Raw genomic sequence first — 11,062 nt, forward strand, 5'->3', positions numbered from 1 at the left:
ATTACAACCTCTCTCCACTGTTAATTGCCGCTGCCTGATAAGCAGCCCGGCCACGTGGGCCATGAAAATACGCCTGAATCCAGCCATCATCAGTCGCTGCAACTTTATCCAGAGTATCAACCACCAGCACTTTTTTCTGCGAAAGCACCGCCACACGATCACACAGTGTATACAGCGTATCCAGATCGTGGGTCACCAAGAATACCGTTAGATTGAGGGCATCCCGCAGGGTGCGGATCAAACTGTCAAACGCCGCCGCACCAATGGGATCAAGACCCGCAGTCGGTTCATCAAGAAACAGAATATCCGGGTCCAGTGCTAAGGCACGGGCTAGCGCAACACGCTTGACCATACCACCCGACAGAGATGCTGGATACTTACTGCCAGTGCCCGGCGGTAGCCCAGCCAGTGCCAGTTTAACCTGAGCCAATCGCTCAGCCTCAGACCGGGGTAATCCGGCGTTTTCTATTAATGGTAATGCCACGTTCTCGGTCACGGTTAGAGAACTGAACAGTGCGCCTCGTTGAAATAATACGCCGAATCGGCGCTCGACCATGGCGCGGGATTGACCTGACAGTGCCATTAAATCCTTGCCAAAAACATGAATTTTCCCGTCAGTCGGACGACGTAACCCAACAATACTGCGTAACAGAACAGATTTACCGGTACCCGAGCCACCAACCACGCCAAGAACTTCGCCGCGCTTAACATCAAGATTCAACCCTTGATGCACGCACTGTACGCCAAAGCAGTTAACCAGATCGCGAATTTGAATGATTGCATCTTGCGTCATTTGGCTCACCACCCCATTTCCATGAAAAATAGCGCTGCCACGGCATCAAGCAAAATCACCACAAAGATCGAATGCACCACACTGGTGGTGGTATGAACCCCGACTGATTCAGCACTACCGGTTACTTTGAACCCCTCCAGACAGCCAATAATAGCAATCAGGAAAGCAAAAATAGGGGCTTTACTTATTCCCACCAGAAAATGCTGCAACCCATTACTGTTTTGCATAATCGACAAAAACATAGTGGGAGAGATATCCAGTGTTAAGGCACACACCACCATGCCACCGAAAATACCGCAAACCATGCCAATAAAGGTTAGCATCGGCAGAGAGATCAATAGTGCCAAGACGCGCGGTAGCACCAACAGTTCGACCGGATTCAAGCCCAGTGTTTGGATAGCATCAATCTCTTCATTGGCTTTCATCAAGCCAATTTCAGCGGTAAAAGCACTGGCTGTTCGCCCTGCCATCAGGATCGCGGTAAGCAGTACCGCAAATTCACGTAGAAAAGAAAATACCACCAAATCGACGGTAAAAATGCCCGCGCCGAAAGTAGTGAGTACGGTTGCACCGAGAAAGGCGATAACTGCCCCCACCAAAAAGGTGAGCAACATAATGATCGGCACAGCATTGAGGCCAATCTGTTGAATATTGGCAATTAATGAGGTAATGCGCCAGCGGGAGGGGCGAAAAAGTGTTCCCAGCAAGGTTTCCAGCGCCAGACCAATAAAGCCCAATAGTGACTTAATATCTTGCCATAAGTTATCTACCGAACGGCCGGTATTAGCCAGCATCTCAAGCCAAAACCGTGTGGGTTTTTCAGACAACTCAGGGGTTAAGTCAGGCAATACATGGCTTACCGTTTCAAGTAATATCCTCCGCTCTTCTGGCAATTTAGGCGCAAGTTCGCGTAAATTTGCTACACGGTCCTCACCCAGAAGCAGAGCTAACAACGTTGCACCGGCGGTATCTAACGCCCCCAGTTGGTTGAGATCAAATACCCCCCCACTGGGCATATTAGCGCGCAATTGCGCAACGCGCGGCTCCAAAACGCAGTAATGCGCCAACACCCAGTCCCCCCGGATATAAACTCTGGGGGGCTGAGCCGCGCTATCGAGATCAAGTTGTGCGGGGGACGTTTGCTCAGTCATTGCTCAGACCTTACCTATTTCAAACTCTAATGTTTCAAACCCTAAATAGGTATATCACACAGTTAAGTAAGAGTAATGACTGTTTAATTAATGAAGTGTTAACCACACCCTAATCAGTGAGGTGTGGCACGCTGTTTGCCCAATTGCCGTATTTTCCTCTCTGGCAGGGTAAACCAAACGACTACCGCCAGCAGAATTAACAGTACGCTGGCAGGGCACTGTTGCAAATAGTCGGTGGTGATAAACTTATCATCCCCTTTTGCTGATGGAGCTGCACATGAACCCATTCAAAGGCCGGCATTTTCAGCGTGACATCATTCTGTGGGCCGTACGCTGGTACTGCAAATACGGCATCAGTTACCGTGAGCTGCAGGAGATGCTGGCTGAACGCGGAGTGAATGTCGATCACTCCACGATTTACCGCTGGGTTCAGCGTTATGCGCCTGAAATGGAAAAACGGCTGCGCTGGTACTGGCGTAACCCTTCCGATCTTTGCCCGTGGCACATGGATGAAACCTACGTGAAGGTCAATGGCCGCTGGGCGTATCTGTACCGGGCCGTCGACAGCCGGGGCCGCACTGTCGATTTTTATCTCTCCTCCCGTCGTAACAGCAAAGCTGCATACCGGTTTCTGGGTAAAATCCTCAACAACGTGAAGAAGTGGCAGATCCCGCGATTCATCAACACGGATAAAGCGCCCGCCTATGGTCGCGCGCTTGCTCTGCTCAAACGCGAAGGCCGGTGCCCGTCTGACGTTGAACACCGACAGATTAAGTACCGGAACAACGTGATTGAATGCGATCATGGCAAACTGAAACGGATAATCGGCGCCACGCTGGGATTTAAATCCATGAAGACGGCTTACGCCACCATCAAAGGTATTGAGGTGATGCGTGCACTACGCAAAGGCCAGGCCTCAGCATTTTATTATGGTGATCCCCTGGGCGAAATGCGCCTGGTAAGCAGAGTTTTTGAAATGTAAGGCCTTTGAATAAGACAAAAGGCTGCCTCATCGCTAACTTTGCAACAGTGCCGTCAATTTCATTATAACTGGCTGATCCCGAGCCATCTTTAGCAACCCGACGTACGTGCAATCTGTGAATTCTGTGATTTTCCGCTTCCTCGCCGCTTTCTCACTGTGTGAGATCGCTTACTGCGGCGAGCGGCAGTGATTAATATTGACTGCGGTATGTACTCTTTTGTAATCCCCTGCGTTCTTTCATTACCCAATGTGGTTCACTTTGCACTTTTTCGTGCACTTTGCGATTTTATTGTTGCTTTGCAATAAATTCCAAGATTTAATAAAATAATGCAAAGTGATGATTAAAGGATGTTCAGTATGGGACTCATGGATACACTCAACCAGTGCATAAGTGCTGGTCATGAAATGACGAAAGCAATCGCCATTGCACAGTTTAATGATGACAGTCCGGAAGCCCGGAAAATAACCCGGCGCTGGAGGATTGGTGAAGCGGCAGATTTAGTTGGCGTGTCATCTCAGGCTATCAGGGATGCCGAGAAAGCTGGCCGGCTGCCGCACCCTGATATGGAAACCCGTGGGAGAGTTGAGCAACGCGTTGGTTATACCATCGAACAAATCAATCACATGCGGGATGTATTTGGTACACGACTGCGCCGTGCTGAAGATGCGTTTCCGCCGGTGATTGGCGTTGCAGCTCACAAAGGTGGTGTTTACAAAACCTCAGTATCCGTTCACCTGGCTCAGGATCTTGCTCTGAAAGGACTCCGTGTTCTGCTTGTTGAAGGCAATGACCCACAGGGAACTGCTTCTATGTATCACGGATGGGTGCCCGATCTTCATATTCATGCTGAGGACACTCTCCTGCCCTTTTATCTTGGGGAAAAGGATGACGCCAGCTACGCTATAAAGCCCACCTGCTGGCCTGGCCTTGATATCATCCCGTCCTGTCTGGCACTGCACCGCATTGAAACCGAGCTGATGGGGAAATTTGACGAAGGCAAATTACCTGCTGACCCGCACCTGATGCTCCGTCTGGCCATTGAAACTGTCGCTCATGATTATGACGTGATAGTTATCGACAGCGCACCCAACCTTGGTATCGGTACGATAAATGTTGTATGCGCTGCTGATGTTCTGATTGTCCCTACTCCGGCAGAGCTGTTCGACTACACCTCCGCACTGCAGTTTTTCGATATGCTTCGTGACCTGCTTAAGAACGTGGATCTTAAAGGCTTCGAGCCAGATGTCCGTATTCTGCTTACCAAATACAGTAATAATAATGGCTCGCAGTCCCCGTGGATGGAAGAACAAATTCGGGATGCCTGGGGAAGCATGGTCCTTAAAAATGTTGTGCGCGAAACGGATGAAGTCGGCAAAGGTCAGATCCGTATGAGAACCGTTTTTGAACAGGCTATTGATCAACGTTCTTCAACCGGTGCCTGGCGTAATGCCCTCTCTATCTGGGAGCCTGTTTGCAATGAGATTTTTGATCGTCTGATTAAACCACGCTGGGAGATTAGATAATGAAGCGTGCTCCTGTCATTCCAAGACATACCACACATACTCAATCGACTGAAGATACTTCATCACCGGCGCCGGCCGCGCCGATGGTGGATTCATTAATTGCGCGCGTGGGTGCTATGGCCCGCGGTAATGCAATCTCTCTTCCGGTAAGTGGACGGGAAGTAAAATTTACCCTTGAGGTGCTCCGGGGAGACTCTGTTGAGAGCGCTTCACGCGTATGGTCAGGCAATGAGCGCGATCAGGAACTACTTACCGAAGATGCTCTGGATGATCTCATTCCTTCATTTTTACTGACCGGTCAGCAGACTCCAGCTTTCGGCCGCCGGGTTTCTGATGTCATAGAAATTGCAGACGGCAGCCGTCGCCGTAAAGCCGCAATCCTGACGGAAAGTGATTATCGCGTTCTGGTTGGTGAACTGGACGATGAGCAGATGGCTGCATTGTCCCGACTGGGTAACGATTATCGGCCGACGAGTGCTTATGAACGTGGCCTGCGTTATACAAGCCGGCTGCAGAATGAGTTTGCAGGAAATATTTCTGCGCTTGCCGATGCGGAAAACATTTCTCGTAAGATCATTACCCGCTGTATTAATACGGCCAAACTGCCTAAATCCGTTGTTGCCCTGTTTGCACATCCTGGAGAACTGTCTGCCCGGTCAGGTGAAGCCCTTCAGAAGGCTTTTGCAGATAAAGAAGAATTACTGAAGCAGCAGGCTGAGACTCTCCACGATCAGAAGAAAGCGGGACTAATCTTTGAAGCTGAAGAGGTCATTAGTCTTTTAACATCCGTACTGAAACAATCTCCCGCATCAAGAGTTAATCTGAGCTCACGTCATCAGTTTGCTCCAGGGGCAACAGCATTGTATAAGGGCGATAAAATGGTGCTTAACCTGGATAAGTCCCGCATTCCTGCGGAGTGTATAGAGAAAATAGAAGCCATTCTTAAGGAGCTTGAGAAACCAGGAGTCTGATGCGGACACGCATTATTCTACGGTGATCTCCCTTTACTTCATTTCCTTTCTCACAGGCCAGAAAACATAACTGGCCTGAATATTCTCTCTGGGACCACGGTCCCACCTGCGTCATCTGTCAGCTTATCTGCCTTGGACCACGGTCCCACCTGCATCGCCGGTCAGGTTATCTCCCTGGGACCACGGTCCCACCTGCATCGTCGGTCAGCTTATCTGCCTGGGACCACGGTCCCACCTGCGTCATCTGTCAGCTTATCTGCCTGGGACCACGGTCCCACCTGCGTCATCGGTCAGGTTATCTGACTGGGACCACGGTCCCACCTGCGTCGTCGGTCAGGTTATCTGCCTGGGACCACGGTCCCACCTGCGTCATCGGTCAGCTTATCTGTCTGGGACCACGGTCCCACCTGCGTCATCGGTCAGCTTATCTGTCTGGGACCACGGTCCCACCTGCATCGTCTGTCAGGTTATCTGCCTGGGACCACGGTCTCACCTGCGTCATCGGTCAGGTTATCTGTCTGGGACCACGGTCCCACCTGCGTCGTCGGTCAGGTTATCTGACTGGGACCACGGTCCCACCTGCGTCATCGGTCAGCTTACCTGCCTGGGACCACGGTCCCACCTGCATCGCCGGTCAGCTTATCGGCCTGGGACCACGGTCCCACCTGCATCGTCGGCACATTATTAGTTTGGGACAACGGTTAAGCAATGCCTGTCACGAACAGGTATTGGCTTGTCGCCAGCAACCTGTTGAGCGGAGTAATCACGCAGCAGGGCGGCTATTACAGGTGATGGTGAAAGCTCTGTTGGGATCTGAACGAAGCATGTTGAGTGAAATTTGCAAAATTTCGCGGGGTGTGCGGCTTAATTTTAAATTTCCGCCAGCATTTTTAAAACCAGCTGCCGCCGCTGCGCGTTGGCCGGTCCTTCGTCCGGCCGGTAACCAGTCCCGGCCGTTCTTACGACCCTGGATGAACATGGTCCCGTCATCAGCGTCTCCAGTGTGATGTCGTTTGTCACGCCGTCCGAGGGGATATCAGGGACACAACATATGGTAGAAAAAGCAGCTGTCTGAGACACAATATATTGATTATCCACAGTAACGGGGGATAACCGTGTGGGTAACATATTGAAAGTCCAACACGTTATCTGATTAACTGACTTTGTAAACGCCGCTGAACCATGAAAAAAATCCGGGGGAATCATCACAGCGCATAAACATACCGTTTTGTTTTTGGGTGACGGCAAGGAGGCCCCTGTTATCACCACATACCTTGTCAAAGGTTTCCATTCCTATCCTTATCAGGCTCTTTTCGTTATTTTCGGGAGAGATCCGGAGATGTTTTGTCAGCCAGACAGGATAGGTATCAGCGTTACGCCAGTACTGCAATTCAATCACTGAAGCCATTCCCCAGATAGTGAAGAATAAGAAAACCACACCTGCGATTTTGCTACCCATATTGTTCCTTAACATTGATTTAATACATTCCTTGCTCCTCGCACCGGAGCACATCACAGATACTGATTGAGATCCACTTCACGCAGCGGCTGGTTTTGACGTTCTGTGATCAATTGCACCAGGTCTTTTTCGTCCAGCGCATCGAGCATTTGTTCATACAGAGCCGCGGGCACACAATAAAAAACAGGGCGGTTGCGGTCAATAATCGCGACCGGGTAGCCGCCGCCGGCACTGGCGGTGGCCACCGGATCGTTTTTAAGTTCGCTGATGCTGGCAGTCACATCACACAGAATGATATTTGTCATGGTTCCCCCCTGAGACAAGTCATCTGTATGATCGGTAAAGTAAGCTCTTGCAGCAAGTCCCGTCTGTCATTTCGACGGTCAGAAACGGGCAACCGGCAGCTCCTTCCAGCGGGTGGTATATGCCGGTGACAGCATCTCCCGTTTCATCTGCCAGTCCGGCGCAATACCCCGTCCGGCAAACCAGACTTTCCCGAGTCCGGAATGATTAATGCCGTCGAGCACCTTCATCAGCGCATCGCTGTGCGGCCGTGGCTGCACGTCATCGAACAGATTCAGCTGCGCGACGCCGTTCGGACTGAAATCATTGAGCATTATCCCCGCTTTTGCGTAGCGGTGGCCATCGAGCCAGATCCTGTCCAGAGACCTGACCGCTGCCGCGATAATGTCCCGGGTGTCACGGGTAGGGGTGTTCAGTTTTTCCGTGGCCACGTTACCGTAATACGGCTCATTAACCGCAAAAGGGGACGTCTTGATGAAGGTGCTGATATGCCGGCAGTACTGTCGCTCACCGCGCAACTTTTCCGCCGCGCGCTCGGCATACTGGCAGACGGCCTGGCGCATTTCTTCGTAGGTGGTGATCCGCTGCCCGAAGCTGCGACTGCAGACAATCTGCTGTTTCGGCGGCGGCGCTTCCTCCAGCGAAATGCAGCTCTCGCCGTTCAGCTCACGTACCGTGCGCTCCAGCACTACGTTGAAGTTTTTCCGGATAAATGTGGGGTTCGTCAGCGACAGCTGCAGGGCAGTGGTGATCCCCATAACGTGCAGCTTTTTCGCTATCCGGTTCCCCACGCCCCAGATTTCTTCCACCGGCTGCAGGCTGAGTAATTTTGCCGTTCTGCGTGGATTTTCGGGCGACAGCGCCAGCACCCCACTGAATTGTGGCCATTCCTTTGACGCCCACTGCGCCGATTTGGCCAGTGTTTTTGTGGCGCCGAAGCCGACACCGATCGTCAGTCCGGTTCCACTGAGAACATGCCCACGCAGCTGCCTGCCAAAATCCTCCAGATCCATACAGTGGCCAATTCCTCGGGCATCCAGGAAACATTCGTCAATTGAGTATTGTTCGACGCGGGGCGACAGCTCTTCCAGCAGGGCGACCACACGGTTACTCAGGCTCGCGTAGAGCTCGTAGTTGCTGGAAAAAACGTACAGTTTTTCAGGAAACTGCGCCTCTTTGAGCTGGAACCAGGGGGTTCCCATCTTTATACCCAGCCGTTTGGCTTATATGTTATTTGGAATTGACTATCCTTAGGTTGTGCTTTCTGACTCGGAAGGAAAGTGTATGCGTGCATCGTTGCTGGCATCTTTACCTTACATGATGGCTGAGCCTACAGCTTTTCGCTGGTTATGCTTACAGGAAAGTTTGCTGAAGGCGCCAAATACGGTTGAAGCTTATGCCCGTGGGATCGATGATTGGCTGCGTTTTTGTCGCCAGAATGATGTGAGCCCTACAGAAGCCAGCCGGGAGATCCTGGCTTTGTATGTTCGGCATCTTAATATCTCCCGCAATCTGGCGGCTGCCAGCCTTCGTCATCGACTCACTATCGTTCGATTATATTGTGACTACCTGCGAGAAGAAGGATTAATAGTACTGAACCCCGTTATGAGAGGCAGCTGGCATCCTGGCGGAGGTGGGCGCAGGGGGCTCATTCAGGCACAGCGACGCCTGCCATGGATACCGAGTGACCGTGACTGGGAAAACTTACTTATCGCAGCCCGCCAGACCACAATACGTAATCGTTTTATGCTATCTCTTGCGTACGACTGTGCCCTGCGCCGGGAAGAGTTGTGCTCCGTTGCTACCGGCGATATTGACCCTTCTCGTCGCTTGCTAACAGTTCGGGCTGAAACGACAAAAACTAAGCGAGGTCGGGTTGTGCCCTATTCTGTCGTAACCGGAGAGTTATATTTCCTCTGGTTAGCAGAACGGCGACAATTAAATACTTCCCGTGGCCCACTGTTTCTTTCTTATTCCTGTCGCAACAGAACTGCGCCAATAACCCGGTGGACCTGGTCCAAGATCGTAAGGTCGTTGGCAATGCAGGCGGGGCTACCCCAATTGAGTACGCATACCTTCAGACATCTATGTCTGACCGATCTCGCCAGAGCTGACTGGGATATTCATGAGATCGCTACGTTTGCCGGCCATCAGAGTATCCAGTCAACGTTACTTTATATCCATCTTAGTGCGCGTGATCTTACGGAAAAATTTAACGCAGGTATGGCGTCGATACATGAACATCGGTTACACCATTTAAAGGGGGACAATACGGATGGCAATGAAAACTGAATATGATGCGCCAGCCCCTTTTGACTACGAAGTATGGCAACCTGATCCTGACTGGGATTGTTCTCCCGAATTACAGCCGATTGAACGAGATACTTTGATAAAGCTGGCTCAGTATGTTGTTGGACGTCATAAACAAAACTGGTCGAACTGTGTAAGACAAAGGCTTTCTCGCCTGATAATTCCACTCAGAGCAGCATTAAAGTGGATGAATGCCGCATCCACAACAACCAATTCTGCAATTCATGACATCATTCTGGAAATGCACCGGCTGGAAAAAAACTACTGGTCATGGACCCAGGACGACTGGCTCGAAGGGCACTGTTGCAAAGTTAGCGATGAGGCAGCCTTTTGTCTTATTCAAAGGCCTTACATTTCAAAAACTCTGCTTACCAGGCGCATTTCGCCCAGGGGATCACCATAATAAAATGCTGAGGCCTGGCCTTTGCGTAGTGCACGCATCACCTCAATACCTTTGATGGTGGCGTAAGCCGTCTTCATGGATTTAAATCCCAGCGTGGCGCCGATTATCCGTTTCAGTTTGCCATGATCGCATTCAATCACGTTGTTCCGGTACTTAATCTGTCGGTGTTCAACGTCAGACGGGCACCGGCCTTCGCGTTTGAGCAGAGCAAGCGCGCGACCATAGGCGGGCGCTTTATCCGTGTTGATGAATCGCGGGATCTGCCACTTCTTCACGTTGTTGAGGATTTTACCCAGAAACCGGTATGCAGCTTTGCTGTTACGACGGGAGGAGAGATAAAAATCGACAGTGCGGCCCCGGCTGTCGACGGCCCGGTACAGATACGCCCAGCGGCCATTGACCTTCACGTAGGTTTCATCCATGTGCCACGGGCAAAGATCGGAAGGGTTACGCCAGTACCAGCGCAGCCGTTTTTCCATTTCAGGCGCATAACGCTGAACCCAGCGGTAAATCGTGGAGTGATCGACATTCACTCCGCGTTCAGCCAGCATCTCCTGCAGCTCACGGTAACTGATGCCGTATTTGCAGTACCAGCGTACGGCCCACAGAATGATGTCACGCTGAAAATGCCGGCCTTTGAATGGGTTCATGTGCAGCTCCATCAGCAAAAGGGGATGATAAGTTTATCACCACCGACTATTTGCAACAGTGCCAAATTGACTGCGGTATGTAATATATTGACTATGGTATGATGCTTACCGCATCTGTGTCGAGGAAGAGGAAAGACGACTCAGCATACCGCAGTCAATGTTTCACTGTTGTACCTGTAGATCTCAATCTTCCAGAGCGTATTCAGGAAAATAAGGCCAGGGTTCTGGATATCTGGTGTGGCGCTTCCGGGCTTGTATCTGGGTTATTCATGGTCTCGATCCAATAATTGATCCCAAGGAGATCATAATGAGATCCAAAAGAGATCCCCGGATCGCTCCAGCATGCGCTGTAACTGGCTTTAACGTCTGTCTGGATCGACTGTGGAATGTAAAATGTTGACTGTTATATGCATAATCTAATACTGTGATATGCAACGGTATTTACTGAGGTATGTATATCCGTTGACTGCGATACGTATTACTACATCCTTTTGTGGATAACCGTTGAGGATCAAG

General features: G+C 50.9%; 10 protein-coding genes and 1 pseudogene. 5 read left to right on the forward strand and 6 right to left on the reverse strand.

What is annotated here, in order from left to right:
- Position 1: 1 nt before the first annotated feature.
- Entirely contained in the window at positions 2 to 793 is a 792-nt protein-coding gene (locus tag HV107_RS26750; RefSeq protein ID WP_001325019.1) for an ABC transporter ATP-binding protein, read from the reverse strand.
- Between the two features lie 5 nt (positions 794 to 798).
- Positions 799 to 1,944 carry an ABC transporter permease gene (locus HV107_RS26755; protein ID WP_001325018.1) on the reverse strand — a complete coding sequence of 382 codons (1,146 nt, stop codon included), beginning with the start codon at positions 1,942 to 1,944 and terminating at the stop codon, positions 799 to 801.
- Between the two features lie 277 nt (positions 1,945 to 2,221).
- Here HV107_RS26755 and HV107_RS26760 point away from each other — a divergent pair, with 277 nt between their 5' ends.
- The 3 genes from HV107_RS26760 (at position 2,222) to HV107_RS26770 (ending at position 5,421) form a co-directional block, all read left to right on the forward strand.
- The gene (locus HV107_RS26760; RefSeq protein WP_001067855.1) at positions 2,222 to 2,926 is read left to right on the forward strand and encodes an IS6-like element IS26 family transposase; all 705 of its coding nucleotides are present in this window, start codon (positions 2,222 to 2,224) and stop codon (positions 2,924 to 2,926) included.
- A 357-nt stretch (positions 2,927 to 3,283) separates the two neighbouring features.
- On the forward strand, positions 3,284 to 4,450 hold the full coding sequence (gene sopA, locus HV107_RS26765) for a plasmid-partitioning protein SopA (protein ID WP_000523812.1): 1,167 nt from the start codon (positions 3,284 to 3,286) through the stop codon (positions 4,448 to 4,450).
- Positions 4,450 to 5,421 (forward strand): ParB/RepB/Spo0J family plasmid partition protein, encoded by a 972-nt coding sequence (locus HV107_RS26770; protein WP_004206785.1) that lies wholly within the window; start codon positions 4,450 to 4,452, stop codon positions 5,419 to 5,421. Before sopA ends, HV107_RS26770 begins: the two co-directional genes overlap by 1 nt.
- 1,153 nt (positions 5,422 to 6,574) lie before the next feature.
- Here the strand turns inward: HV107_RS26770 and HV107_RS26775 are convergent.
- From HV107_RS26775 to umuC, 3 genes and pseudogenes are all read right to left on the reverse strand, one after another.
- Entirely contained in the window at positions 6,575 to 6,880 is a 306-nt protein-coding gene (locus tag HV107_RS26775; RefSeq protein ID WP_008325193.1) for a hypothetical protein, read from the reverse strand.
- A 53-nt stretch (positions 6,881 to 6,933) separates the two neighbouring features.
- Positions 6,934 to 7,185 (reverse strand): type II toxin-antitoxin system Phd/YefM family antitoxin, encoded by a 252-nt coding sequence (locus HV107_RS26780; protein WP_004118488.1) that lies wholly within the window; start codon positions 7,183 to 7,185, stop codon positions 6,934 to 6,936.
- Between the two features lie 78 nt (positions 7,186 to 7,263).
- Positions 7,264 to 8,406 (reverse strand): annotated as a pseudogene (gene umuC / locus HV107_RS26785) (translesion error-prone DNA polymerase V subunit UmuC); the annotation flags it as partial.
- Positions 8,407 to 8,467: 61 nt separating this feature from the next.
- Between umuC and HV107_RS26790 the strand changes: the two are divergent.
- Together HV107_RS26790 and HV107_RS26795 are read left to right on the forward strand one after the other, a co-directional pair.
- Positions 8,468 to 9,475 carry a site-specific integrase gene (locus tag HV107_RS26790; RefSeq protein WP_008325196.1) on the forward strand — a complete coding sequence of 336 codons (1,008 nt, stop codon included), beginning with the start codon at positions 8,468 to 8,470 and terminating at the stop codon, positions 9,473 to 9,475.
- Positions 9,459 to 9,896, forward strand: coding sequence for a hypothetical protein (locus HV107_RS26795; RefSeq protein WP_259349721.1), 438 nt, complete (start codon positions 9,459 to 9,461; stop codon positions 9,894 to 9,896). Before HV107_RS26790 ends, HV107_RS26795 begins: the two co-directional genes overlap by 17 nt.
- On the opposite strand, the gene HV107_RS26800 is transcribed toward HV107_RS26795, so the two are convergent.
- Positions 9,842 to 10,546: an IS6-like element IS26 family transposase gene (locus HV107_RS26800; RefSeq protein ID WP_001067855.1), complete on the reverse strand. Its 705-nt coding sequence runs from the start codon at positions 10,544 to 10,546 to the stop codon at positions 9,842 to 9,844. The two genes, HV107_RS26795 and HV107_RS26800, sit on opposite strands and share 55 nt — an antisense overlap.
- Between the last annotated feature and the right edge of the window lie 516 nt (positions 10,547 to 11,062).

This window comes from Enterobacter sp. RHBSTW-00175, assembly GCF_013927005.1.
Classification (GTDB): Bacteria; Pseudomonadota; Gammaproteobacteria; order Enterobacterales; family Enterobacteriaceae; genus Enterobacter.